This window comes from Aliirhizobium wenxiniae, assembly GCF_019511445.1.
GTDB classification, from domain to species: domain Bacteria; phylum Pseudomonadota; class Alphaproteobacteria; order Rhizobiales; family Rhizobiaceae; genus Neorhizobium; species Neorhizobium wenxiniae_A.
In genome coordinates, this window is the sequence record NZ_JAEUAN010000006.1 from 58,457 (window position 1) to 84,571 (window position 26,115).

At 57.1% G+C, this 26,115-nt stretch carries 24 protein-coding genes; 13 read left to right on the forward strand and 11 right to left on the reverse strand.

Annotated elements, in window-relative coordinates:
• Window positions 1-30 precede the first annotated feature (30 nt).
• From dnaQ to JNB91_RS09575, 5 genes are read right to left on the reverse strand one after another with little or no spacing between them, the layout of a single operon-like run.
• On the reverse strand, window positions 31-735 hold the full coding sequence (gene dnaQ, locus JNB91_RS09555; protein WP_220325287.1) for a DNA polymerase III subunit epsilon: 705 nt from the start codon (window positions 733-735) through the stop codon (window positions 31-33).
• The gene (coaE, locus tag JNB91_RS09560) at window positions 728-1,333 is read right to left on the reverse strand and encodes a dephospho-CoA kinase (protein ID WP_220325434.1); all 606 of its coding nucleotides are present in this window, start codon (window positions 1,331-1,333) and stop codon (window positions 728-730) included. The genes dnaQ and coaE overlap by 8 nt, the downstream gene beginning before the upstream one ends.
• Complete coding sequence (locus JNB91_RS09565) at window positions 1,333-2,190, reverse strand: shikimate dehydrogenase (RefSeq protein WP_220325288.1); 858 nt, start codon at window positions 2,188-2,190, stop codon at window positions 1,333-1,335. The genes coaE and JNB91_RS09565 overlap by 1 nt, the downstream gene beginning before the upstream one ends.
• The gene (locus JNB91_RS09570) at window positions 2,183-2,782 is read right to left on the reverse strand and encodes a Maf-like protein (protein WP_220325289.1); all 600 of its coding nucleotides are present in this window, start codon (window positions 2,780-2,782) and stop codon (window positions 2,183-2,185) included. Before JNB91_RS09570 ends, JNB91_RS09565 begins: the two co-directional genes overlap by 8 nt.
• A 36-nt stretch (window positions 2,783-2,818) precedes the next feature.
• Complete coding sequence (locus tag JNB91_RS09575; RefSeq protein WP_220325290.1) at window positions 2,819-3,640, reverse strand: pyruvate, water dikinase regulatory protein; 822 nt, start codon at window positions 3,638-3,640, stop codon at window positions 2,819-2,821.
• A 404-nt stretch (window positions 3,641-4,044) separates the two neighbouring features.
• On the opposite strand from JNB91_RS09575, the gene hemE reads away from it, so the two are divergent.
• From hemE to JNB91_RS09615, 8 genes are all read left to right on the forward strand, one after another.
• On the forward strand, window positions 4,045-5,073 hold the full coding sequence (gene hemE / locus JNB91_RS09580) for a uroporphyrinogen decarboxylase (RefSeq protein ID WP_346269298.1): 1,029 nt from the start codon (window positions 4,045-4,047) through the stop codon (window positions 5,071-5,073).
• Entirely contained in the window at window positions 5,073-5,618 is a 546-nt protein-coding gene (gene hemJ / locus JNB91_RS09585) for a protoporphyrinogen oxidase HemJ (protein ID WP_220325292.1), read from the forward strand. The genes hemE and hemJ overlap by 1 nt, the downstream gene beginning before the upstream one ends.
• A 180-nt stretch (window positions 5,619-5,798) precedes the next feature.
• Complete coding sequence (rho, locus tag JNB91_RS09590; RefSeq protein WP_112506460.1) at window positions 5,799-7,064, forward strand: transcription termination factor Rho; 1,266 nt, start codon at window positions 5,799-5,801, stop codon at window positions 7,062-7,064.
• An 80-nt stretch (window positions 7,065-7,144) separates the two neighbouring features.
• Window positions 7,145-8,437 (forward strand): tRNA uridine-5-carboxymethylaminomethyl(34) synthesis GTPase MnmE, encoded by a 1,293-nt coding sequence (gene mnmE / locus JNB91_RS09595; protein WP_220325293.1) that lies wholly within the window; start codon window positions 7,145-7,147, stop codon window positions 8,435-8,437.
• 24 nt (window positions 8,438-8,461) lie between these two features.
• The gene (gene mnmG / locus JNB91_RS09600; protein ID WP_220325294.1) at window positions 8,462-10,339 is read left to right on the forward strand and encodes a tRNA uridine-5-carboxymethylaminomethyl(34) synthesis enzyme MnmG; all 1,878 of its coding nucleotides are present in this window, start codon (window positions 8,462-8,464) and stop codon (window positions 10,337-10,339) included.
• Entirely contained in the window at window positions 10,339-10,938 is a 600-nt protein-coding gene (rsmG, locus tag JNB91_RS09605) for a 16S rRNA (guanine(527)-N(7))-methyltransferase RsmG (RefSeq protein WP_220325435.1), read from the forward strand. Before mnmG ends, rsmG begins: the two co-directional genes overlap by 1 nt.
• A gap of 18 nt (window positions 10,939-10,956) precedes the next feature.
• On the forward strand, window positions 10,957-11,751 hold the full coding sequence (locus tag JNB91_RS09610; RefSeq protein WP_220325295.1) for a ParA family protein: 795 nt from the start codon (window positions 10,957-10,959) through the stop codon (window positions 11,749-11,751).
• Window positions 11,752-11,778: 27 nt separating this feature from the next.
• A complete protein-coding gene (locus JNB91_RS09615; RefSeq protein WP_220325296.1) occupies window positions 11,779-12,657 on the forward strand; it encodes a ParB/RepB/Spo0J family partition protein in 879 nt (292 codons plus the stop codon).
• Window positions 12,658-12,724: 67 nt separating this feature from the next.
• On the opposite strand, the gene holA is transcribed toward JNB91_RS09615, so the two are convergent.
• Genes holA through leuS form a run of 3 tightly spaced genes read right to left on the reverse strand, consistent with a single transcriptional unit; the run spans window position 12,725 to window position 16,930 of the window.
• A complete protein-coding gene (holA, locus tag JNB91_RS09620; protein WP_220325297.1) occupies window positions 12,725-13,759 on the reverse strand; it encodes a DNA polymerase III subunit delta in 1,035 nt (344 codons plus the stop codon).
• Complete coding sequence (locus JNB91_RS09625) at window positions 13,747-14,307, reverse strand: hypothetical protein (RefSeq protein WP_223218119.1); 561 nt, start codon at window positions 14,305-14,307, stop codon at window positions 13,747-13,749. Before JNB91_RS09625 ends, holA begins: the two co-directional genes overlap by 13 nt.
• A complete protein-coding gene (gene leuS, locus JNB91_RS09630; RefSeq protein ID WP_220325298.1) occupies window positions 14,297-16,930 on the reverse strand; it encodes a leucine--tRNA ligase in 2,634 nt (877 codons plus the stop codon). Before leuS ends, JNB91_RS09625 begins: the two co-directional genes overlap by 11 nt.
• A gap of 181 nt (window positions 16,931-17,111) precedes the next feature.
• On the opposite strand from leuS, the gene JNB91_RS09635 reads away from it, so the two are divergent.
• A complete protein-coding gene (locus JNB91_RS09635; RefSeq protein ID WP_220325299.1) occupies window positions 17,112-17,771 on the forward strand; it encodes a YggS family pyridoxal phosphate-dependent enzyme in 660 nt (219 codons plus the stop codon).
• Window positions 17,772-17,859: 88 nt separating this feature from the next.
• On the forward strand, window positions 17,860-19,794 hold the full coding sequence (locus JNB91_RS09640; RefSeq protein WP_220325300.1) for an AMP-binding protein: 1,935 nt from the start codon (window positions 17,860-17,862) through the stop codon (window positions 19,792-19,794).
• A gap of 62 nt (window positions 19,795-19,856) precedes the next feature.
• Here the strand turns inward: JNB91_RS09640 and JNB91_RS09645 are convergent, their stop codons facing one another.
• Complete coding sequence (locus tag JNB91_RS09645; RefSeq protein WP_220325301.1) at window positions 19,857-20,570, reverse strand: DUF1013 domain-containing protein; 714 nt, start codon at window positions 20,568-20,570, stop codon at window positions 19,857-19,859.
• Window positions 20,571-20,822: 252 nt separating this feature from the next.
• On the opposite strand from JNB91_RS09645, the gene acs reads away from it, so the two are divergent.
• Window positions 20,823-22,778 carry an acetate--CoA ligase gene (gene acs / locus JNB91_RS09650; RefSeq protein WP_220325302.1) on the forward strand — a complete coding sequence of 652 codons (1,956 nt, stop codon included), beginning with the start codon at window positions 20,823-20,825 and terminating at the stop codon, window positions 22,776-22,778.
• A gap of 12 nt (window positions 22,779-22,790) precedes the next feature.
• Here acs and JNB91_RS09655 read toward each other — a convergent pair whose 3' ends face one another.
• Both JNB91_RS09655 and JNB91_RS09660 read right to left on the reverse strand, forming a co-directional pair.
• Window positions 22,791-23,234: a thermonuclease family protein gene (locus JNB91_RS09655; protein WP_220325303.1), complete on the reverse strand. Its 444-nt coding sequence runs from the start codon at window positions 23,232-23,234 to the stop codon at window positions 22,791-22,793.
• Between the two features lie 67 nt (window positions 23,235-23,301).
• Window positions 23,302-23,520, reverse strand: a complete 219-nt coding sequence (locus JNB91_RS09660; protein WP_220325437.1) for a DUF1674 domain-containing protein — start codon at window positions 23,518-23,520, stop codon at window positions 23,302-23,304.
• A gap of 135 nt (window positions 23,521-23,655) precedes the next feature.
• Between JNB91_RS09660 and htpX the strand changes: the two genes are divergently transcribed.
• Entirely contained in the window at window positions 23,656-24,633 is a 978-nt protein-coding gene (gene htpX, locus JNB91_RS09665) for a zinc metalloprotease HtpX (RefSeq protein WP_220325438.1), read from the forward strand.
• A complete protein-coding gene (locus JNB91_RS09670; RefSeq protein WP_220325304.1) occupies window positions 24,630-26,021 on the forward strand; it encodes an RsmB/NOP family class I SAM-dependent RNA methyltransferase in 1,392 nt (463 codons plus the stop codon). The genes htpX and JNB91_RS09670 overlap by 4 nt, the downstream gene beginning before the upstream one ends.
• Window positions 26,022-26,115 lie beyond the last annotated feature (94 nt).

The following is a 26,115-nucleotide window of genomic DNA, read 5'->3' on the forward strand; positions in this document are numbered from 1 at the left end:
TTTCGTCATCATTCCTGATTCCTGGCCATATTATTCCTGGCGATATTTCTGCCAGATTGCCTTGCCTTTCATGGAAGCGATCATGGCCGCATGGGTCTCGGCGTCCTGCGCCGTCAGGCGGCTTGCAAGTGGGCGTGTCCGCACCTGATCGGTTATCACGACGGTTTCCTCGGTTTCAGCAACCTCTTCAACCTGATCCGAACCAACCAGCCCAAGTGCGGCCTGCCGGCCGCCGTTCATCTCGATATAAACTTCGGCAAGCAGTTCAGAGTCGAGCAATGCGCCGTGCTTGGTGCGATGCCCGTTATCAATCCCGTAACGACGGCAAAGCGCATCGAGCGAGTTGGGACCCATCGGATGTTTGCGGCGCGCTATGGCCAACGTGTCGACGACCTGATCGGCTGGAACCGGTGGTAGGCCTATGCGCTCGAATTCGGCATTGATGAAGCCCATGTCGAAGTTGGCGTTATGGGCGATCCATCTCGCGCCTTCGAAAAATTCCACGATCTCTTGGGCAACTTCAGCAAAGCTCGGTTTGTCCTTGAGGAACTCATCCGTGATGCCGTGAACGGCCAAAGCATCCGGGTGAACCTTGCGATCACCCGGATTGATGAAGATGTGGATCGTTTTTCCGCTTGGAAAATTGTTGATCAGCTCGACACCACCGATTTCGATGATGCGATCCTGCTTCGATTCAAGCCCGGTCGTTTCCGTATCGAAGATGATGTCACGCATGTCTTTCGCTCCGTATACCCGACCGTAGAAGGGCGATTATTTCCTGCACCCGCCGTTTGGCCTGCATCAGGCCACCGCCCGTATCCACCAGAAAGTCCGCACGTTCACGTTTTTGTTGATCGGGCAGTTGGCGGTTCAGGATCAGATTGAACTTTTCCTCCGTCATGCCCGGCCTAGCAAGAACGCGCTGCCGTTGTATCTGTGGATCACAGGTCGCAACCACAATCACATCAACGCGCTTTTCTGCGCCGGTTTCGAAAAGCAGGGGGATGTCGAGGAGAACGAGGTCGGTGCCTGCCGTTTTATGGATTTCCAGAAACTGTTTTTCCCTCTTTCTGACCAAGGGATGCACGATTGCTTCCAGCCGACTGAAACCATCGGGGGCCAGAGAAAGCTGCCGGGCCAGTTCTGCCCTGTCGATCACACCGTCGCGGATCGAACCGGGAAAAGCTCTACCAACGGGCTCCACGGCATCAGTTTTGTAAAGGTCGTGCACGACAGCATCGGAATCGTTGACCGGGATACCCTCGTCCCTGAACATGCCGGCAGTGGTCGTCTTGCCCATGCCGATCGATCCGGTCAGTCCGATAATAATCATCACGCCGCCTGAATATCCTGGATGATGAGTTCGCGCAGAGCAGTATCCACCACTGGACGATGGCCGAACCATTTTTCGAAACCTGGCACAGCCTGATGCAGGAGCATCCCTAATCCGTCTGCGGTTGGGTATCCCTCTTGACGAGCCTGTTTCAGAATAGGCGTTTCAAGCGGCACGTAGACTATATCCGTGACAAGCGCGCCGGTTTTCAGGCCAGAAAAATCGAAGACTGTCGCTTCCGCTCCGTCCATGCCGAGCGATGTCGTATTCACGAACAATCCGGCACCGGCCATGATCTCTTCCAAAGCGGGCAGCCCATGCGCATGGATTTTGGGACCGAAGCGGTCCGCAAGTTCCTGCGCGCGCGAGACGGTGCGATTGACGACGTGGATTTCGTTAACGCCGCGATCACGGACGGCCTGGATCACAGCACGGCTTGCACCACCGGCACCCAGAATGACGGCACGATCGACCTTGTCCCAGCCGGGATGGCAGCCATCCAGATTGGCGGCAAAACCGTAACCATCCGTGTTCGTCGCATGAAGCTGGCCTTCCTGCAGCCATAGCGTGTTGGCAGCCCCCAGTTCTTGCGCCAGTTCATCGGGCCGGTCACTGAGGCGGAAGGCGGTTTCCTTGTGCGGGATGGTGACGTTGCCGCCGCAGAAGCCGCGGCTACCGTCCTTCAGCGCCTTGATGAAAGCAGCAAAATCCTCTTCTGAAACGGCAACCGCTTCATAACTACCAGCCAAGCCATAGTGTTTCAGCCAGTGGCGATGGATAATGGGCGAACGGGAGTGCTTTATCGGCCAACCGGTTACGAAAGCCGCCGGCACTTCATTTCTCTGACTATCACCCATCGATCGCTCCCAGATGTCGCAGTTCCTCTAGAAGAGGAAGCATGGGAAGACCAAGAATGGTGAAATAATCGCCTTCAATCGCGGAAAAGAGATGAATACCTTCTCCCTCCAGCTGATAGGCGCCGACACTGGAAAATGCCTTGTCGCCGATCCTGTCTAGGTAACGATCGACGAATGCTTCCGTCAGGTTACGCGCGGTCAACTCAGCGTAAGCGAGATGTTCCCAGACAAGGCTGCCGTTTTTCACGATTGAAACGGCACTGTTCAGCCTATGGGTCCGGCCGGAGAGCGACATCAGGTTGTCTTTGGCCTCGGCCCGGTTTTTCGCCTTGTGATAGACGCGGTCTCCAAGAGACATGGTCTGATCGGAACCGATCACCAGGGCGTCGGGGAAATGGCGAGATACGTCCTGAGCCTTAGCTCTCGCCAAAATCGCCGCAACCGCTTCCGGACCAGCGTGATCCTCAGAGGCTTCGATCTGCCGTTCATCGATTTCGGCGGCCTGCGATTGAAACGTCAGGCCGGCATTTTCGAGCAGCATTCGACGAAAGGGACTTGAGGAGGCAAGGACAAGTGTCACTTCAGGTATCATCTCCGACGAACTGTACGGGCGAAAGTCAATTCGGGATTATCTGAGCTTCGGGCGCAGGGCAAGAATTGCTGCTGCCGTCTCCTCGATGGAACGGCGGGAAACATCGATGATCGGCCAATTGTTTCGCGCACAAAGCGCCCGCGCGTATTTGAGTTCTTCATTGATGCTGGCGCGATCCGTGTAGGTATTTCGATCAAGCCCCTGGGAACTGCCGAGTTCGCGATTTTCCCTGATCTGGGAAATTCGATCGGTGGTCGCGATCAGACCGACGATCAATGGACGCTCGGCACTGTAGAGAGCGTCGGGAAGATCGACACCTGGCACGATCGGGATATTCGCCGTCTTGATGCCGCGGTTTGCAAGATAAATGCTGGTCGGCGTCTTAGACGTTCGACTGATGCCGATCAGAACGACGTCAGCCTCATCATAAGTCTCGGGCATCTGGCCATCATCGTGATCCATGGCGAAGTTCAGCGCTTCTATCCGAGCGAAATAATCGTCGTTTAAAGCGTGCTGTGCACCAACGCGGCGACGCGACGGCGCACCCAGATAGGTCTGGAAGACACCAAGAACCGGTTCCAGCACGTTGACACAGGGCACGCCCATTTCACGGCAGCGAAGATCTATCAGCGTTGCCAAATCCTGGTCTACGATCGTGTAAAGAACGATGCCGGGTTCTGCATCGACTGCATCCATGACCGCTGCGATCTGCTTTCTGTTCCTGATCAGCGGATAGACGTGTTCGAGCGCATAACTGTTTTGAAATTGAGCCGCGACGGCTCGTCCGGCAGAGATCAAGGTCTCGCCGGTCGAGTCAGAAACGAGGTGCAAGTGGAAGAAGTTTTTCCGGTTCTCCACGTTATTCCTTACCGTCTGTTGATAACTCGGGACAGGCTGCCGCGTTTATCGGGATGAGGGACGGGTGATGGGAAAACCGCCCCTTTTTCCACAATCAGCAGCGAGTTGGATTGATGGAACGCGAGGATGTGATTTGCGTGGATAAATGTCATATCCGCCAAACTTATCCACATGTTGTCTACAGACTAAATCTCCTGAAGACGCCATACATCTCTTTGATTTTTATATGCAATTATGGATTTTTCCCAGATTTCATGAATCCGACGGGATCGTTTTTATCTCTACCTGCGGAGATTGGCAAAATTCTGGTTAATCTGGGGTTTGACTTTAATCCTTGATACTCACCGACTCTAAGAAATAGAAACCAATAGAAATTGGATTCTTTTAATAGGGGATAGATGCCAGTGCCTGTGAAAAGGAAGATCGTCGAGGTGCTTGAAGGGAAGACCGTGGCACCTCCTCCACTCTGGCTCATGAGGCAGGCTGGACGGTATCTCCCTGAGTATAGGGCAACGCGCCAACAGGCAGGTGGGTTCCTTGATCTCTGCTATACGCCTGATCTGGCTGTCGAGGTTACGCTCCAGCCGATCAGGCGTTATTCCTTCGATGCTGCAATTCTGTTTTCCGATATCCTGGTCATTCCTGATGCTCTGGACAGGAAAGTGCGCTTCGCTCCCGGTGAAGGGCCGCAGATGGATCCGATCGACGAGACGGGTATCTATTCACTGAAAGCGGATGGCACGCTTCAACATCTCTCGCCGGTTCTTGAGACGGTGAAGCGGCTAAGACAGGAGTTGCCCGCCGAGACCGCTCTCCTCGGCTTCTGTGGCGCTCCCTGGACTGTTGCGACCTATATGATTGCCGGACATGGTACGCCCGATCAGGCGCCTGCCCGTCTTTTCGGATATCGTAATCGAAAGGCGCTCGAACATCTGCTGATGTTTCTTGCCGAGATTTCTGCCGATTATCTGGTTGCGCAGATCGATGCGGGCGCTGATGCGGTCCAGATCTTCGATTCGTGGGCTGGTGTACTTGGCGAAGCGGAGTTTGAAGCCTTTGCGGTGAAGCCGGTTGCGCGGATGATCGAGATCGTGCGCGGTAAACGGCCGAATGCGAAGATCATCGCCTTTGCCAAGGGTGCTGGAATGAATCTGCGTCATTATCGGCAGAAGACCGGTGCCGATGCGATCGGACTGGATTGGAGCGTGCCATTGTCCTTTGCGGCTGAGTTGCAGAAGGATGGGCCGGTGCAGGGCAATCTTGACCCGATGCGGGTCGTGGCCGGCGGCCAATCGCTCGATGACGGTATCGATGCTATCCTGCAGGTGCTCGGGAACGGGCCGCTGATCTTCAATCTGGGACACGGTATCACCCCTGAGGCGGATCCGGACAATGTGGCCAGGCTGGTAAAGCGCGTCAGGGGGATTGCCTGATGGATCCGCGTGAGAAACCCGGTAACGAAGATGCAGGCGGAAAGGCCAAGGCGCGTGCCTTCATAGCGCTTACGATATTCCTGTTCATTCTGGCCTTGACCTATGTGTTGAGGCCGGATGATTTCATCTCGTATGTGAAGGCGTTTCACGTCATCGCCGTGATGTCGTGGATGGCGGGACTTCTGTATCTGCCGCGGCTTTTCATCTACCACACCGACGCGCCGATCGGCTCCGAGCCCTCCGAGACGTTCAAGATGATGGAAAGACGGCTGCTCAAGGTCATCATGAACCCTGCGATGATGGTGAGCTGGATGCTTGGGCTTTACCTCGCCTGGGATGTCTATGGATTTCAGGGTGGATGGCTTCATGGCAAAATCGCCATGGTTTTCGCACTTACCGGCGTCCATGTGCTTTTTAGTCGCGCTGTTCAAGATTTTGCCGCAGACAAGCCGAGACGTACGGCAAGATACTGGCGGATATGGAATGAAGTCCCGACGGTCCTGATGATTGCAATCGTAATCCTAGTCATCGTGAAGCCGTTCTGAGAAAAGGGCTTGCCTTTTTCTGAATAAGCCTCTTGCGGCATTGGGAGGGAATCGCTATTTTCGCGACACCTCCATCTCGTGGCATGCGTGTAACCGACGTTGTCCCCGGATTTCATCCGCGGAAGCGAATTCCACCGACACGCCCAATTCCCTTATATTTTCTCAAGTGGTCCCCTCTTCATGGCTGAAATGAAGCTTCAAGAACTTAAGAGCAAATCTCCGACTGATTTGCTGACCTTCGCAGAGTCGCTGGAGGTCGAAAATGCCAGCACCATGCGCAAGCAGGAGTTGATGTTTGCAATTCTGAAGGTTCTTGCCAGCCAGGACGTCGAAATCATCGGTGAGGGCGTGGTCGAGGTTCTGCAGGACGGTTTCGGCTTCCTGCGTTCCGCCAATGCCAACTATCTACCGGGTCCGGACGATATCTATATCTCCCCCTCGCAGATCCGTCGTTTTTCGCTGAAGACTGGCGATACCGTTGAAGGACCGATCCGCGGCCCGAAAGAAGGCGAACGTTATTTCGCGCTTCTGAAGGTCAACACGATCAATTTCGACGATCCTGAGAAGATCCGTCACAAGGTTCACTTCGACAACCTAACGCCGCTCTATCCGAACGAGCGGTTCAAGATGGAACTCGATATTCCGACCTCGAAGGACAATTCAGCGCGCGTCATCGATCTCGTCGCACCGCTCGGCAAGGGCCAGCGCGGTCTGATCGTCGCACCGCCGCGCACCGGTAAGACCGTTCTTCTGCAGAACATCGCCCATTCGATCACCGCCAATCACCCGGAATGCTACCTGATCGTTCTTCTGATCGACGAGCGTCCGGAAGAAGTGACGGACATGCAGCGTTCGGTGAAGGGCGAAGTCGTTTCCTCGACCTTCGATGAGCCGGCTGTGCGCCACGTACAGGTCGCTGAAATGGTTATCGAGAAGGCCAAGCGTCTCGTTGAACATGGCCGCGACGTGGTTATCCTGCTCGACTCCATCACTCGCCTTGGCCGCGCTTACAACACCGTCGTGCCGTCTTCCGGTAAGGTTCTGACCGGCGGTGTTGACGCAAACGCGCTGCAGCGTCCGAAGCGTTTCTTCGGTGCGGCACGCAATATCGAAGAAGGTGGTTCGCTGACGATTATTGCGACGGCGCTGATCGATACCGGCAGCCGTATGGACGAAGTCATCTTCGAAGAATTCAAGGGTACGGGTAACTCTGAAATCGTGCTCGACCGCAAGGTTGCCGACAAGCGTATCTTCCCTGCCATGGATATCCTCAAGTCCGGTACGCGTAAGGAAGATTTGCTCGTTCCGCGCCAGGATCTGCAGAAGATATTCGTTCTTCGCCGCATTCTGGCACCGATGGGGACCACGGATGCGATCGAATTCCTGATCGACAAGCTGAAGCAGACGAAGAACAATGCAGACTTCTTTGACTCGATGAATACGTAATCCTTAGCCGGATTCTTCAACGATCATTCAGGCGCCCGATATTCGGGCGCCTTTGTCTTTTGTGGATATGGAACGAAGACATGACACAGGCAACAATCTTCGCGCTCTCCAGCGGACAGCCGCCAGCGGGTGTGGCAGTCATACGAATAAGCGGCCCTGCGACGGTAGAAGTCATCAAAGCAATGGTGGGATCCGTTCCCGCACCGCGTCAGGCCAGTCTCCGAACGATTCGCAACCGAAACGGTGAGATTCTGGATCAGGGGCTGGTGCTCTATTTCCAGGGTCCAAACTCGTTTACCGGGGAAGATTGCGCCGAATTGCAGGTTCATGGCAGTCGCGCTGTGGTGAATGCAGTTGCTCAGGCACTGCGAGACTTTGGTTTGCGCCCCGCAGAGGCGGGAGAATTTGCCCGACGTGCATTTGAACACGGGCGGCTTGACCTGGTCGAGGTTGAAGGCCTGTCCGGTCTGGTGTCGGCCGAAACTGAAATGCAGCGAAAGCTCGCACTCCAAACCGGAATGGGGGCGTTATCTGCTCAATATAACGGATGGGCGGAGCGCTTAACCTACGCCAGGGCGATGATTGAGGCCGAGCTGGACTTTGCTGACGAGGATGACGCGCCGGAGTCGGCTGCCGATCTTATAGATGGCGATCTGGCTGCTCTGATTGCGGAGATGTCGCTCGCGTCAGCATCTGCCAAATCCTCGGAAATCGTCCGGAACGGCTTCAAAGTCGCGATTATCGGAGCGCCGAACGCAGGAAAATCGAGCTTGTTGAACGCGATGGCGAAGCGCGAAGTGGCGATCGTGACCGATATTGCGGGCACGACGCGTGATGTCCTGACGGTTGATCTGGATCTGGAAGGATATCTGGTTCGCCTCTTCGATACCGCAGGAATTCGCGAGTCGGATGATATTGTCGAACGAGAGGGTATACTGCGCGCCAAGGCGGCCGCGCGCTCGGCGGATATGATCCTGTATCTTAGAGAGGCAGGGTGCGGTTCGGATGTGTTCGAAGACCATGGCATTCCCTATCTCTCAATAGAAACGAAGGCCGATCTCCATTCGGAAAACGGCTTGAGCGCCTTGCGTATATCCTCGGTGACGGGAGAAGGACTCGACAAGATCCGACAGGCTATCGTCGGTGTGGCGCGGGAGACATGGAATGATGGTTCTTCTGCAGGCAATGAGAGGCATCGCGAACATATCGCTCTCACTTCCCAATTTATCCAAAATGCAGTAGATGAACCCCGACTTGAGTTGAAGGCCGATGCTTTGAGAGCGGCCGGAGACGAGCTTGGCAGAATTACCGGCCGCGTGGACGTCGAAGACCTCCTCGATGTGATTTTCTCAAAATTCTGCATTGGCAAATGATTCACGTGAAACACAGAGGCTTCAATGGCTGAAATGACCTTTGATGTGGTCGTCGTTGGCGGCGGGCATGCCGGATGCGAGGCTGCAAGTGCAGCAGCCCGTGTCGGAGCCTCAGTTGCGCTGGTAACGCATAAGCGCGAAACCATCGGCGTCATGTCCTGCAATCCTGCAATCGGTGGATTGGGCAAGGGACATCTCGTGCGCGAGATCGATGCTCTGGACGGGTTGATGGGTCGCGTGGCGGATGCGGCCGGCATTCAGTTCCGCCTTCTCAATCGCAAGAAAGGTCCAGCTGTTCGCGGTCCGCGGACCCAGGCAGATCGCCGGCTTTATCGGGAGGCGATGCAGTGCGAGATCGAGAACCATGCCAATCTGACGGTGTTGGAAGGTGACGCGTTCGACATAGAGATGGGGGCAGACGGGGTTGTCAAAGCTCTTCTACTCTCCGATGGGCGCCGTATATCCTGCGCTTGCGTCGTTCTTGCAACTGGTACCTTTTTGCGTGGGCTTATTCATATTGGCCAGAAGAAAATTCCGGCCGGCCGTAGCGGTGAGGCTCCATCGCTTGGACTGTCGGAGACGTTAAAGCACTACGGGCTTGCTTTGGGCCGTCTCAAGACCGGAACGCCTGCCCGCCTCGACGGTCGTACGATTGATTGGGCATCGATAGATCGGCAGGAAGCAGACGATGTTCCTACGCCCTTCTCTTTTATGACGGACCGGATTACCAATCCACAAATTGCCTGCGGCGTAACCAGGACGACACCTGAGACGCACAAAATCATTGCTGATAATATTCATCTGTCTGCCATGTATTCTGGCCAGATCGAGGGCGTCGGACCTCGTTATTGCCCTTCGATTGAAGACAAGATCGTTCGTTTTGGTGAGAGAGATGGACACCAGATTTTCCTCGAACCGGAAGGTCTCGATGATTTTAGCGTTTATCCGAATGGCATCTCCACCTCCCTTCCGGAGGATGTTCAGGAGTCCTTCGTTCGAACCATACCCGGATTGGAAAAGGTAACTATTCTGCATCCTGCCTATGCGATCGAATATGATCATATAGACCCCAGAGAATTGCAGCCATGGCTGGAGACGAAGTCGGTAAAGGGTCTCTTCCTTGTCGGCCAGATCAATGGAACGACGGGCTACGAGGAGGCCGGGGCTCAGGGATTGGTCGGCGGGTTGAACGCTGCGCGTCTTGCGCAGGGTATGCAACCTCATATTTTCAGCCGAACCGACTCCTATATAGGCGTGATGATCGACGATCTGATTAATCGTGGTGTGACGGAACCCTACCGCATGTTCACGTCAAGGGCCGAATTCCGTCTTTCGCTTCGTGCCGATAACGCGGATATGCGATTGACGGCGCTTGGGATCGAACTCGGCTTGGTTGGCCGGGATCGGTCCTCTCGGTTCTCGGCTTATGTCGAGGCAATTAATTCCGGACGGGATCAACTTCGTGCGCTCAGCCTGACACCAAATGAAGCAGCGCGTCATGGGTTGCATCTGAACAAGGATGGTCAGCGGCGAAGTGCTTACGAAATTCTATCGCATCCCGATATGGAGATTTCTCGCCTTGCTCAAATCTGGGAAGAGCTGTCAAACTTGTCGCCCAAGGTTGCCGCGGCTCTCGAGATCGAGGCGGGCTATGCCGTCTATATGGATCGGCAGGCAAATGATATACGGTCGGCACAGCGCGATGAGGCGCTTGCAATCCCGGATTCTTTCGATTTCGATAGTATATCAGGTTTGTCCAACGAGCTGAAATTGAAGTTGTGTCGCGCTCAACCTCGAACGATCGCGCAGGCTGCGAAGATAGAAGGTATGACGCCGGCGGCTGTAACATTGCTGTTGGCGCTGGTCAGGAAAGTTGAAAAAAATATGAGGCAGGCATCTTGATGTCCGGTGTTTCACGTGAAACGCAAGATCGGCTTCAACACTTTGCCGACCTGTTTCAGAAATGGGCCAAGACAATCAATCTTGTTGCTCCGTCCACGCAAGAGGATATGTGGCAGCGCCACATAGCAGACAGCGCGCAGATATTCGACTTGGCTAAGAGAGCCGGAACCTGGGTAGACCTTGGTTCTGGAGGTGGATTTCCAGGCGTCATTACCGCTATTCTACTGAACGAATACAAAGACGGCTGGGTTCATCTCGTCGAGAGCAACCAGAAAAAGGCTGCATTTTTGCGTGTCGCGCTCGCGTCAACCGGGGCCCGAGGTACAATTCATGCAGTTCGCATAGAAGATGCACCGAAGCTCATTCCTCAATGCGATTTCGTTTCCGCGCGTGCACTTGCCGATCTGGATAAGCTACTGGGATATGCTTCGCCCTGGTTGCTGGATAAGCCATCAACAGCTTTCTTCCATAAAGGTCGGGATTATGAATCCGAATTAAAAAAAGCACATGGTCGCTGGCAGTTTGATTTGGTAAAACACCAGAGTTCAATCCAAGCGGATTCGGTTATCCTAGAGATCGGCAATCTGAAGCGAACGTAACCGTAAAGCGGGTGCTAGATGTTTGATAAGCGTCGGATCATCACAATTGCAAATCAAAAAGGTGGCGTCGGGAAAACCACGACTGCTATCAATCTGGCAACCGCCTTGGCTGCTATTGGCCAGAGCGTTCTGATCGTTGATCTCGATCCTCAAGGTAACGCGAGTACCGGACTCGGGATCGATCGACGTGATCGCAAAGTTTCGTCTTACGATATCTTGATTGGTGAGGCGGCCGTTGGCGAGGCTGCGGTCGAAACCGCGGTTCCCAATCTGTCGATCGTGCCTTCGACGATGGATCTTCTCGGTTTTGAGATGGAAATTTCGCAGTCCCAAGACAGGGCTTTTCGACTGAAAAAAGCTCTGATCTCTGCTGGCGCGGAGAAATTCAATTATATCCTGCTTGATTGCCCGCCGTCGTTCAATCTTCTGACGATGAATGCGATGGCTGCTGCGGATTCCGTTCTTGTTCCGCTGCAGTGCGAGTTTTTTGCCCTTGAAGGGTTGAGCCAGTTGCTTGAGACCGTCGATCAGGTTCGTCGCACGGTCAATCCGGCGCTCGATATTCAGGGGATCGTCCTGACAATGTTCGATGCTCGAAATAATCTGGCACAGCAGGTTGTCAACGACGTGCGGACCTATCTGGGTGAGAAAGTTTACCAGACGCTTATCCCGCGCAATGTGCGAGTCTCAGAGGCACCTTCATATGGTAAGCCGGCTATCCTTTATGACCTGAAATGCGCTGGCAGCCAGGCCTATCTTCAATTGGCCTCGGAAGTTATCCAGCGCGAGAGAATGCGCAAGGTTGCGGCCTAAGAAGAGTTAGAAGACAGGGTAAAGCGTATGAACGACGATATATCGAAGCGGCGCCTCGGACGCGGACTCGCTGCGCTGATCGGCGAAATGGACCAGCCTATGCCTGCAGGCAATGCGCCGGTCAATGTCAGCGCCGACCGGATGGTGCCGATCGAGAATATCACGCGCAACCCACGCAACCCGCGTCGGCATTTTGACGAAAATGAGCTGCAGGATCTGGCAAGCTCGATCCGCCAGCATGGGATCGTCCAGCCGATCGTGACGCGCACACTTCCTGATGGTCAGTTCGAAATTATCGCTGGCGAGCGTCGCTGGCGTGCTTCCCAGCTTGCAGGGCTGGTTGAAGTGCCCGTCATCGTTCGCAATGTCGACGACAGGACTGCGCTCGAAATCGCGATCGTCGAAAATGTCCAGCGTTCGGATCTCAATCCTTTGGAAGAGGCGTTGGGTTACGAGCAGCTTATTGCCGAGCATGGATATACGCAGAACGATCTGGGCGACATTATCGGCAAGAGCCGAAGCCATGTGGCAAACAGCCTGCGTCTTCTGAAACTCCCGACGCCGGTGCGGGACATGCTGTCTTCCGGCACGCTTTCGGCTGGCCATGCCCGCGCGCTGATCCCGACATCCGATCCGACTGCACTTGCTAAGGCCGTTGTTGCAAAGGGCATGTCGGTTCGTGACGCTGAACGCCTGGCGCAGAACGATATCCGTTCACAATCGGAACCTCAGACCGCGCCCAAGCCCGAAAAGGATTCGGATACGGTGGCGCTGGAAAGGACCTTGACGGATTCGCTGGGGCTGGAGGTCAAAATCAACCACAAGGGTGGCCCGGGTCAGATCAGGATTTCCTACAAGACGCTCGAGCAGCTCGAAGAAATCTGCCGGCTGCTGGAGCGCCGTTGAGATAGTCCGAGGCTCGTTCGACGACTAGAACCATATGCCGCGCAACCGGATAGGCTTGCGCGGCTTTTTATTGTCTTGTTGCCTGAAGCGCTGCGCCCAGAAGCGCATGGAATACGATACTGGGTTCCAGGCTTTGCCTTTGACGGGACATGAGTACGGCTGACTGTATACGTACAGCTTCGCGGCTGACAGCTTCCGGACGCCAAGTCCGAAGAGCCTTTTCAAAGACAGGCTTGCGCTTGAAATGAATGTGGCGTCCGAGCGTCGCCATGACCTGGCCCGCTTGTGTGCGCTTCTCTTCCATCTCTATCTTCATCGCATCGAGCAGCTGAAACTGCTTCAGACATGATTGCAGGATGAGGAAGAGCGGGGTCTTGGAGGTGAGGATCTTCTGGAACGCGCGATGAAAGGACGGCAGGTCTCCGGTCAATATGGCGTCGACTGCGTCATCTGCAGATACGCTGCTTGCGTCACCGATGATTTCATCGACGTGATGTTCCTCGATCCTTCCCAATCCGCGGCAATAGAGGGCAAGCTTACGGATTTCGTTGCGCGAGGCTACCCGGTCACCCCCCAGCTGCTCGATCAGACGGCGACGGGCCTCACTGGTGATGGTGAGTGAATCATTTGCCAGTTCGGCATCGATAAGGGCGTTAAGCGCGCGTGCATCGTCGGCATAGCAGGGGACGACGGCAACTGATCTGGATGGTTCGACGATCTTTCGAAGCCCGCTTCCCTTTTTCAGGTCTCCGGCTTCGATGAGAAGGGTGTTGGCGGGAGCGCCCTGCCCCAGGATTGTCTGCACAGCATCCAGAACGGGCTTCTCGTTATTCACGCCACGCAGCCAGATGAGCTTTTCGCCACCGAAAAGGCCGAGCGCGTTTACCTCATCGAGAAGCCGCCCGGGATCGCCCTGGAGATCTGTTACGTCGAGTTTGAGGAGCGCAAAGGGATCGTCAAGCGCAACTCCGCTGCGCTTGGCAATAAGATTGGCCCGTTCGGAGACAAGTCCGCGATCAGGTCCGTATATGACATAGAAGCGATAGAGCTCTGCGCCCTTTTCAAGGAAGCGCTCGAACTCATGCGACTTTATTTCTGCCATGCTGGTTGCTGCAGCGGAGGTTCCTTGGTGAGCGCGATCGCTACATCCGCACGGATGAACTCAGCCAACTCCCTCGCTGCGCGGTTTTCACCATCCCTGATGGCGCGCAGTTTGGCAAAGCTCTGGCGAGAAACATCGATCAGCGAGACGCTGGAATGTTCGCTGCGCTTGAGAACCTGACCATCGGCTGTGCGCGTCAGCGTGTATGAACCCGTCACCTGGACACGGCCTGGTACGGGAACGCTGGCTTCAGCCAAGCCGTCGTCGTCAAGCACGTTCGATGCCGTGCTGGAAACGCGCAAGGTGAGATCGTAAGCCGGATTCAGAGGTTCACCGGCACCGCCTGCAGCCAGGAAGACGAGCTCGTTGCGAACAACCTGCTCGATACGGTTCTTCGGCTCGGAAAACCCGACGGAAGCCAGCTTTGGAGCTGTGCCGCCGGCCTGCGAATAAAGCGGCCGGACCTGGCAACCAGCCAGGCCAACGCAGAGCGCAAGGCCCAGAAGCAGGGCGCCACGGCGCGGCAGTGATGAGCGGTCAGGCAACAATGTTCACGATCCTCTGTGGGACGACGATGATTTTTTTCGGTGCACGGCCTTCGAGAGCGGCTTTCACCACGTCCAGAGCCAAAACTGCAGCTTCGACAGTAGTTTGATCCGCGTCGCGCGCGATTGTCAATTCGCCACGCTTCTTGCCGTTGATCTGGACGGGCAGTGTGACATCGTTCTCGACAACGAGCGCTTGATCGAAGTCAGGCCAGGCGGTTTTCGACACCATTTCGCCGTTTCCGAGCACCGTCCAGCATTCTTCGGCCAGATGTGGCGTCATCGGTGCGACGATCTGGATGAGGATTTCCGCAGCGTTGCGAACGGCAGCGCGATAAGCGTCGTCGCCCTTGCCGGCAGCGACATCGGTCAGCGGCGCTGCAAGGGCATTTACCAGCTCATAGATGCGCGCCACGGCCTTGTTGAAGGACAGCTTGTCCAGATCACCCTGGACAGCCTGCAGCGTCTTGTGGGCCAGCTGTGAAATCGCCAGACCATCGCCATTCTTGGCGGGTGACGGAGAGACAGTCTTCAGGTTGTCGGCGGCTTCCGAAATCAGCCGCCAGAGGCGCTGGGTGAAGCGGTGGGCGCCTTCGACGCCGGCTTCCGACCAGATGACGTCGCGATCCGGCGGGCTGTCGGAGAGGACGAAGAAGCGGGCCGTGTCAGCGCCGTAGGAGGCGATGATATCGTCGGGATCGACGACATTCTTCTTCGACTTCGACATTTTTTCGATCGAGCCGATGGTGACTTCTTCACCGCTTTTCAGCAGGGTGGCGGTGCGCTTGCCGTCGATTTCCTCGATCTTGATGTCAGCAGGAGAGACCCATTCGCCCTTCTGGCCTTCTGTGCCCAGGCGATAGGTTTCATGCACGACCATGCCCTGAGTGAAGAGACCCTTGAAGGGCTCTTTGACCGACACATGGCCGGTTTCACGCATGGCGCGGGTGAAGAAGCGGGAATAGAGCAGGTGCAGGATCGCGTGCTCGATGCCGCCGATATACTGATCGACCGGCAGCCAGTGGTTGGCAACCTTCGGATCGGTCGGCTGGTTCAGCCACGGGGCGGTGAAGCGGGTGAAATACCAGCTGGAATCGACAAACGTATCCATCGTGTCCGTCTCGCGACGGGCATCGTGGCCGCATTGCGGGCAGGAGACGTGGCGCCAGGTGGCGTGACGATCGAGCGGGTTGCCGGGCAGGTCGAAGGTGACGTCGTCGGGCAATTGCACCGGCAGGTCCTTCTTCGGCACCGGTACGACGCCGCAGACTTCGCAATGGATGACCGGGATCGGGCAGCCCCAGTAACGCTGGCGGGAAATACCCCAGTCGCGCAGGCGGAAATTGACCTTGCGTTCGCCCTGAGGTGCCTCTGCCAGCACCTGTTGCGACAGCTTGTCTGCGACGATCTGAAAAGCTTCTTCCGTCGTCTTGCCGTCGAGGAAGCGCGAATTGATCATCACGCCGTCATCGACATAGGCGGTTTCGCCGACTTCGAAGGTTGCGGCATCGCCATCGGCCGGCATGACGACCGGGACTACGGGCAAATCGTATTTGCGAGCGAAATCCAGGTCGCGCTGGTCACCCGAAGGGCAGCCGAAGATGGCGCCCGTGCCGTATTCCATCAGCACGAAGTTCGCGACATAGACGGGCAGTTCCCAGGAGGGATCGAGCGGATGTTTGACGCGGATGCCGGTGTCGATACCCTTCTTCTCTGCGGTTTCGAGCGCTGCGAGCGAGGTGCCCTGGCGGCGGCATTCTTCGGCAAAGGATTCGATAGCCGGATTCTTCGCCGCTGCAGCCTTGGCAAGCGGGTGGTCGGCGGCGATCGCCAGGAAGGAGGCGCCGAACAAAGTGTCCGGGCGGGTCGTGTAGACGGTGACTTCGGTTTCGTCTGATGGAGCCGTCGAGGGCACGATTTCCCAGCGGACGGCCATGCCTTCGGAACGGCCGATCCAGTTCTTCTGCATCAGACGGACCTTTTCAGGCCACTGATCCAGATGATCCAGCTCATCCAGCAGGTCCTGGCTGAAATCGGTGATCTTGAAGAACCACTGAACCAGCTCGCGCTGCTCGACCAGCGCACCGGAGCGCCAGCCGCGGCCGTCGATCACCTGTTCGTTGGCGAGAACCGTCTGGTCGACCGGGTCCCAGTTGACCTTGGACTGCTTGCGGTAGACCAGGCCCTTTTCCATCATGTCGAGGAAGAGGTGCTGCTGCTGCTGGTAGTATTCCACATCACAGGTGGCGAATTCACGGGACCAGTCCAGCGACAGGCCCATGGCCTTCAGCTGTTTCTTCATCGATTCGATGTTCTGGTAGGTCCAGGATTTCGGATGGGTCTTGTTGTCCCGCGCGGCGTTTTCCGCCGGCATGCCGAACGCGTCCCAGCCCATCGGGTGAAGGACGTTGAAGCCGCGGGCGCGCTTGTAGCGGGCAACGACGTCGCCCATCGCATAGTTGCGCACATGGCCCATGTGGATACGGCCGGACGGATAGGGGAACATCTCTAGGACGTAATACTTTTCCCGCGGGTCGGCGTTGTCGGTTTCGAAAACCTTCGCCTCGTTCCATTTCTGCTGCCAACGGGGTTCAGCATCGCGCGGGTTGTAACGTTCAGTCGCCATCTGGATGATATTCCGGGAAATCAGGATAAAAGATACGGGCAGACCTTCACCATGAATGGCCGCAAGCGTCAAGTTTTTGAGGCTTGCCGGGTGTCAAACTTTGATGCGGAATGCCCTTGGCAGAGCCTCATATGGGCTTTAATCGCTGATCTCACAAGAAATGCGGAAAAGGATGCGGGCAATGGATATCGAAGAACGTTTGCAGGACGTGAAGGGCAAGATCGCCAAGGCGGAGAAATATGCCAAACGTCCGGCAGGTTCCGTGACGCTGGTTGCCGTGTCCAAAACCTTCGATGCGGAGGCGATCCGTCCTGTGATTGCTGCGGGCCAGCGTGTGTTCGGCGAAAACCGGGTGCAGGAAAGCCAGGGCAAATGGCCGGAGTTGAAGGCCGAGACCGTCGGTATCGAACTGCATCTGATCGGGCCGCTGCAATCCAACAAGGCTGCTGACGCGATTGCGCTGTTCGACGTGATCGAAACGGTCGATCGCGAGAAGATCGCCCGGGCGCTGGCCGAGGAGATGGCGAAGCAGGGCAAAACGCCAAAACTCTATGTGCAGGTCAATACCGGGCTCGAACCGCAGAAGGCGGGGATTGCGCCGAAGGAAACGAAAGCCTTTGTCGAATTCTGCCGCAAGGATCTCGGGCTCTCCATCGAAGGGTTGATGTGCATTCCGCCGGCGGAGGAAAATCCGGGTCCGCATTTCGCGCTGCTGGAAAAACTTGCCAAGGAATGCGGCGTCGAGAAACTCTCTATGGGTATGTCCGGCGATTTCGAGACGGCCGTCGAATTCGGTGCGACCAGCGTTCGTGTCGGCTCGGCCATTTTTGGCGCACGATAAAATCTAACTCCTTCGTCGGGGTTTCCGCACCTCCCTCCCCGGCCTAGATTGCCTTTATCAGGCTAGGCTCATGTAACGGGAGGTGCATATGCAAAGCCGCTATTTCGACGTTTATGGCGCATGGCAGCGGGATCCGGAAGGGTTCTGGGAGGAAGCCGCGAAGGCAATCGACTGGTTCAGGCCGCCGGACAAGATTTTCGACCCGGATCAGGGTGTCTATGGCCGCTGGTTTGTCGGGGCCGAGACGAATACCTGTTTTAATTGCCTCGATCGGCATGTTGTAGACGGCCGCGGTGAGCAGGCCGCCTTCATCTATGACAGCGTTATGAGCGGCACTAAAAAGTCCTTTACCTATGCCGAGGTTCTTACCGACGTGAAGGCGATTGCTGCAGTGCTTGCGGATCTCGGCATTGGCAAGGGTGACCGGGTGGTCATCTATATGCCGATGGTGCCGGAAGCGGTTTTTTCCATGCTCGCCTGCGCCCGTCTCGGCGCGGTGCATTCCGTCGTTTTCGGCGGCTTTGCGGCACAGGAACTGGCGGCGCGGCTGAACGATTCGCAAGCGAAACTGATCATTTCCGCCAGTTGCGGTCTGGAGCCTGGCCGGGTGGTTGCCTACAAGCCGCTGGTCGACAAGGCGATCGAACTGGCAGTGGTGAAGCCTGACAACTGCCTCATACTGCAGCGTCCCCAACTCGTTGTTTCGCTCGATGCGGAACGGAGGGAGTTCGATTTCGCCGAGATGGTCGAGGCCGCGCGGGGGCGTGATGTGCCTTGCGTGCCGGTGAAGGCGACGGACCCGCTTTACATCCTCTACACATCCGGCACGACGGGGCAGCCAAAGGGCGTGGTGCGCGACAATGGCGGGCATATGGTGGCGCTGTTATGGACGATGCCGAATGTTTTCGGGGTCTCACCCGGCGAAGTCTTTTGGGCAGCATCGGATATCGGTTGGGTCGTCGGCCATTCCTACATCGTCTACGCGCCGCTTCTAAACGGCAATACGAGTGTCATCTTTGAAGGAAAGCCGGTTGGCACACCGGATGCCGGTACATTCTGGCGCGTCGTCGCTGAGCATGATGTCAAAGTCTTCTTCACTGCACCGACGGCATTTCGAGCGATCCGCCGCGATGATCCCGAGGGCGAACTGGTCGAAAACCATGATCTGCTGGGGTTGCGAGCTTTGTTTTTGGCCGGCGAGCGCCTTGATCCGGAGACGCTCAAATGGGCTGAGCAGAAGCTGAAAGTACCGGTAATCGATCACTGGTGGCAGACGGAAACCGGTTGGCCTGTCGTCGCAAACCCGGTGGGGCTGGGCCTGATGCCGTTCAAGCCCGGCTCGCCGACGCGGGTTTTGCCGGGATATGCAATCGATGTGGTCGATGATGCCGGCATTCCGGTGCCGCACGGCACGCTCGGCAATATCGTCATGAAACTACCCCTGCCCCCGGGTTGCCTGCCGACATTCTGGAATGCCGACGAACGGTTCCGCGAAAACTGCCTGCAAGAATTTCCGGGCTACTACAAGACGGCCGATGCCGGGATGATCGATGACGACGGTTATATTTTCGTCATGGCGCGCACCGACGACATCATCAATTGCGCCGGCCACCGGCTGTCCACGGGTTCGATGGAAGAGGTTTGCGCCAAACATCCGGATGTCGCCGAATGTGCGGTCATCGGCGTCAAGGACAAGGTGAAGGGACAGATCCCCTGCGGCTTTTTGGTGCTGAAGAACCATGTTTCACGGGAAACTTCCGAAATCGCTGCGGAGGTGGCCGGCATGGTCCGCAACGAGATCGGGCCGGTTGCCGCCTTCAAGACGGTGATGGTGGTGCCGAAACTGCCCAAGACGCGGTCAGGCAAGATCCTTCGCGGCACGATGCAGAAGATTGCCGATGACATGCCATGGACGATGCCGGCGACGATCGAAGATCCGGGAACGCTCGATGTGGTGCGGGAAACGCTTTGGAAAAACGGCTTTGCTCATGAAGAGAAAAGCACGGCGGCACCGGCCGAATAGAGCAAAAAGAAAAGCCCCGGAGACGATCCGGGGCTTTTGAATTCTTTGCGATAGGGCGACGCTTAGAAGCGGTCGTCCTCGTCTTCTTCCTCGGTGCGGGTCGACTTGAGCGAGGAAAGTTTTGCGAAGACGGCGTCTGCGTCGATTTCCTTCTCTTCCTCGCGCTCGCTGCGGTAATCGCCGAAGCCGAGGTTTTCGGTCTCGGAGGCCGGCTGCAGGGAGGCGCCGAGTTCGGCGGCGGTCGGCAGCGGACGGTTCTTGGCAGCCTTTTCGACTTCAAGGTCGAGGTCGATCTGCGAGCAGAGGCCGAGCGTTACCGGGTCCATCGGAGCAAGGTTTGCGGCGTTCCAGTGGGTGCGCTCGCGGATCTGTTCGATGGTCGACTTGGTGGTGCCGACGAGACGCGAAATCTGCGCGTCCTTCAGTTCCGGATGGTTGCGAACCAGCCAGAGAATGGCGTTCGGACGGTCCTGACGCTTGGAAACCGGCGTATAACGCGGGCCGCGACGCTTGGATTCCGGAACGCGAACCTTCGGCTCGGAAAGCTTCAGCTTGTAATTGATGTCCTTTTCGCCGCGTTCGATTTCGTCGCGGGAAAGCTGGCCGGTGGCGATCGGGTCAAGGCCCTTGATACCCTGGGCGGCTTCGCCATCGGCGACCGCCTTGACCTCGAGCGGATGCAATTTGCAGAACTGCGCGATCTGGTCGAAGGAGAGGGCCGTATTGTCGACAAGCCATACTGCGGTGGCCTTCGGCATAAGCAATTGTTGAGCCATGGGTATAGTTCCTCTGTCCGTCCGCGCCGGTGTCGCGGGCCGTGGGTATCAACCACAATTTCCGGGAATTCATCGCCGTATAATCGAATTAGGACAGAATTGCAATTCTCTGAAACAGGATCCTTGTCGATCGTATTTCAGACCCTCACAGCCATTTGTCTAATTGCCGCTTCCGCCCCAATTGCTATGAATGCCAAAATGTCGCACCGATGACGAATGTCAGGTCGACGGTGCAAGTGTGGGAGGAAACACATGTCCGAAAAAGTCTATCCGGTTCTCAAGTCCACCAAGGCCAAGGCACTCATCGACAAGGACAAATACGAAAAGTGGTATGAGGAGAGCATCGAGGATCCGGACAAGTTCTGGGGCAAGCATGGCCGCCGGATCGACTGGTTCAAGCCCTACACGAAGGTAAAGAACACGTCCTTCAAAGGCCGGGTCTCGATCAAGTGGTTCGAGGACGGGCTGACCAACGTCTCCTACAATTGCATCGACCGGCACCTAAAAACCCATGGCGAGCGCACGGCGATCATCTGGGAGGGTGACAACCCCTATATCGACAAGAAGATCACCTATAATCAGCTCTACGATCAGGTCTGCCGGATGGCGAACGTGCTGAAGAAGCACGGGGTCAAGAAGGGCGATCGCGTGACGATCTACATGCCGATGATCCCGGAAGCGGCCTATGCGATGCTGGCCTGCGCGCGTATCGGCGCGGTGCATTCCGTCGTCTTCGGCGGGTTTTCACCCGAGGCGCTGGCGGGTCGTATCGTCGATTGCCAATCTACATTCGTGATTACCTGCGATGAGGGCGTGCGTGGCGGCAAGCCGGTGCCGCTGAAGGAAAATACCGACAAGGCGATCCATATCGCAGCGCGCCAGTATGTGACGGTGAACAAGGTTCTGGTCGTGCGCCGTACCGGCGGCAAGACCAATTGGGCGCCGGGCCGCGATATCTGGTACCATCAGGAAATCGCCACCGTGAAGGGGCATTGCGAGCCGGTGAAGATGAAGGCGGAGGATCCGCTGTTCATTCTCTACACGTCCGGTTCGACCGGCAAGCCGAAGGGCGTGCTGCACACGACGGGCGGTTATCTCGTCTATGCGGCGATGACGCATGAATATACGTTCGACTATCAGGACGGCGATATCTACTGGTGTACGGCGGATGTCGGCTGGGTCACCGGTCACTCCTATCTCGTCTATGGGCCACTGGCGAACTGCGCGACGACGCTGATGTTCGAAGGCGTGCCGAATTTTCCCGACCAGGGCCGGTTCTGGGAGATCGTCGACAAGCACAAGGTCAACATCTTCTACACCGCGCCGACCGCGATCCGTTCGCTGATCGGGGCTGGTGACGAATTCGTCAAGCGGTCCTCGCGTGAAAGCCTGCGGCTGCTCGGAACGGTCGGCGAGCCGATCAACCCGGAAGCCTGGGAATGGTATTACAACGTGGTCGGCGAAAAGCGCTGCCCGGTGGTGGATACCTGGTGGCAGACGGAAACCGGCGGTCACATGATCACGCCGCTGCCGGGCGCCACGGATCTGAAGCCGGGATCGGCCACCAAGCCGTTCTTCGGGGTGAAGCCGCAGCTGGTCGATAACGAGGGCAATGTTCTCGAAGGGGCGGCCGACGGAAACCTCTGCATCACCGACAGCTGGCCGGGACAGATGCGCACCGTCTATGGCGATCACGATCGCTTCATCCAGACCTATTTCTCCACCTACAAAGGAAAGTATTTCACCGGCGACGGCTGCCGACGCGATGAGGATGGCTATTACTGGATCACCGGCCGCGTCGATGACGTGCTCAACGTCTCGGGGCATCGTCTGGGTACCGCGGAAGTGGAATCAGCGCTCGTTTCGCACCACCTGGTATCGGAGGCGGCTGTGGTCGGTTATCCGCACGGCATCAAGGGGCAAGGCATCTATTGCTACGTGACGCTGATGGCGGGCAATGCCGGGACCGACGAGTTGCGGCAGGAGCTTACCAAGCATGTTCGCAACGAGATCGGCCCGATTGCGGCTCCCGACAAGATCCAGTTCTCGCCTGGCCTGCCGAAGACCCGTTCCGGCAAGATCATGCGCCGCATCCTGCGGAAGATCGCCGAGGACGATTTCGGAGCGCTTGGAGATACGTCGACGCTTGCCGACCCTGCCGTGGTGGATGATCTGATCGCCAACCGGCAGAACAAGGTGGACGCCTGATTTTCCATAAAATCAGCTGCCGCAAGTCTCTCTTGGCTTGCGGCCGCCATCATAGCTGCGGACAAGGCCGGCAAGCAGCAAGCCGTCCGCCACGCTATGGCCGTCCGACAGGATGACATCGGCGACGATGCGGCCGAAATATTTGTCACCGGAAATTCGCACCAGCTGAATGGTAGGTGATTGCGCAGCCATGGTTTCGAGCGACTGGCGGGCATCTTGTCCCGCTGCTCGCACCGCTTCGCATTTCGACTTGAGTTCGGGTGCGTCGATGCCGCGGATGCGGACATAGACTTCCATTTTCTGCTGCGGCCATGGCTGGGCTTCGACCAGCAGCGTGTCTCCATCGACAACGCGGAGAATTTCGGCCAAGACCGGGCCGGAGATTTCACCACGTGCCTGAGCCTCGGTCGTGAAGACCGACAGAATGACTACGATGGAAAACAGCGCTCTGATCATGAGAGGAATAAATTCCGATCATCGATCGAAGTCAATAGGAATTTTATCTTATATCGTGAGCGAAAGCTTAGAAGTCGATGGCGCGGCCGTTGATTTCCCAGTCGCCGAAGCGGGCCGGATCCGCGCCGCCGCGGCCGCCGAATTCTTCCGGCATATTGGCCTTGCTCTCAGCCTGACGGCGTTCTTCCGCTTCCTTCAGGGCGCGCTGCGCCGCGGGTGAAAGCGGCTTTTTCGCTGCACCATCTTCGGAGATGTTTTCCATGTTGTCGTTGTCCGCGCTTTGCATATCCGGCATCACCGCAAGGTTTATTGAAAAATCAGGTCGAATTGACCACATGATAGGGCGTTCATAACCGCTAGAAAACCCTTGGGCGATTATTCGGATCGCTTGGGGTAAGAAATCGGCAACGGAGAGATGACGATGAATGTGATGCGCACCGCCATGCTTCTGGCCTTCATGACCGCCCTGTTCATGGGGATCGGATTTCTGATCGGCGGCAAAGGCGGCATGATGATCGCATTGGTGATCGCAGCCGGCATGAACCTGTTTTCCTATTGGAACTCGGACAAGATGGTGCTGCGGGCCTATCACGCCCAAGAGGTGGACGAGCGCACGGCACCGGAATTCTACCGGATGATCCGCGATCTTTCGGCCAATGCCGGTCTGCCAATGCCGAAGGTCTATATTTACGACAATCCGCAGCCGAATGCGTTTGCGACGGGCCGTAATCCGGAAAACTCAGCCGTCGCAGCCTCGACCGGGCTTCTGCAGCGCCTGACGCATGAGGAAGTCGCAGGTGTCATGGCGCATGAACTGGCGCATGTGCAGAACCGCGACACGCTGATCATGACGATCACCGCAACGCTCGCAGGTGCGATTTCCATGCTCGGTAATTTCGCGTTCCTGTTCAGTGGCAACCGCGAGAACAACAACAACCCGTTCGGGTTCATTGGCGTGCTGGTAGCGATGATCGTGGCACCCTTCGCCGCGATGCTGGTGCAGATGGCGATCAGCCGTACGCGTGAATATTCGGCCGACCGTCGTGGTGCGGAAATCTGCGGCAACCCGATGTGGCTTGCTTCCGCGCTTGCCAAGATTGCCGGTTCGGCGCATTCGATCCCGAATTATGAGGCCGAGCGCAATCCGGCGACAGCGCATATGTTCATCATCAATCCGCTTTCCGGCGAGCGCATGGACAACCTGTTCTCGACGCATCCGAATACCGAAAACCGCATTGCCGCCCTGCAGCAAATGGCGAATGAGTTTCGCGGTGGTGGGTCGACGGGATCGTTTTCGGCTGGTAGACCCCAGCGCACCGCGCGCTCCGTGCCGAATGCAGGCGCAAACAACCCCTGGGGCCGCGGATCGGATGAACCGCGCAAAGGTCCCTGGTCTTGAACGAGCCAAAAAACAAGAAAACTCATAAACACTCGCCCAGGAAGCCGGCACCTCACGGCGCAGGTGCCGAGCCTAGAAAACCCGGGTTCGAAGTTCGGGCGACGGCTGCGAAGCTGCTTGCGGCCGCTGTCGATCGCAAGACCTCGCTCGATGGCATGCTGGACCTGACCCACGGCAATCCCGCCTACAAGGCGCTGAACGATGCCGACCGGGCTTTGACGCGCGCTATCCTTACCACTGCTCTTCGCCACCTGCCTCGGCTTGAGGCGGCTATCGCTTCGATGATCGAAACGCCGCTGCCGGAAGGCGCGCGTGCTCTCCAGCATGTTCTGGTTGTTGCGGCCGCGCAGATCCTGCATCTGGACGTGCCGTCCCATGCGGCGGTCGATCTTGCCGTCGAGCAGGCCAATCGTGACCCGCGAAATCGCCGTTTCGCCAAGCTCGTAAATGCCGTCCTGCGCCGGCTGGTGCGGGAAAAAGACGAGGTTCTGGCGGCAACCGCCTCTATTTCGCCGGTGCCGGACTGGTTCCGTGCGCGGCTCGTGAGTGCCTATGGCGAAGCGGAAGCAACTCGGATTGCCGAGGCGCAGCTTACCCCGCCGGCTATCGACCTGACGGTCAAGCATGATCCGCAGACATGGGCGGAAAAGCTCGGGGCAAAGGTCCTACCGACCAGCAGCATCCGTCTTGGGGAATTCGAAGGATCGGTTACCGGGCTCGAAGGTTTCGACCGGGGCGACTGGTGGGTTCAGGACGCGGCCGCCAGCATTCCGGCAAAACTGTTCGGTGATCTGAAGGGCAAGCGCGTGGCGGATCTGTGCGCGGCACCCGGTGGCAAGACTGCCCAGCTGATTGCAGCCGGTGCCGTGGTGACGGCCGTCGAACAGTCATCCAACCGTCTTGCGCGGCTGAAGGAAAACCTTGGCCGGCTTGGCATGAGTGCCGAGCTGGTGGGCGGAGACCTGTTCAGGTACTCGCCTGACGAAAAGTTGGACGGGATTCTTCTCGATGCGCCCTGCTCTTCCACCGGCACGACGCGCCGGCATCCGGACGTGCTATGGACCAAGGGCATGCAGGATATTGAAAAGCTGGCGGCGCTTCAGGAAAAGATGCTGCGCCATGCGGTAACCCTTGTGAAAAGCGGCGGCGTGGTCGTGTTTTCGAACTGCTCGCTGGACCCGATGGAAGGTGAAGAGCTGATCGAGCGGGTTCTAGCCGATACTCCAACGGTAAAACGGGCGCCGGTCGATCCGGCAAATTGGCCCGGTCTTGAAAATGCCATCACCGCCCAGGGCGATTTCAGGACGACGCCGGCGATGATCCCGCCTTCAGATGGTTTTGCCGGCGGCATGGATGGTTTCTTTGCGAGCGTGCTGCGCGTCGAGTAAGGTTTTATTCACCATACCGGCGTCATACTTCAAATCCATCTAAAATTGATTCAGCTGATCTAGCGACAACCATTCCGGCGGAGAAACCAGAGTG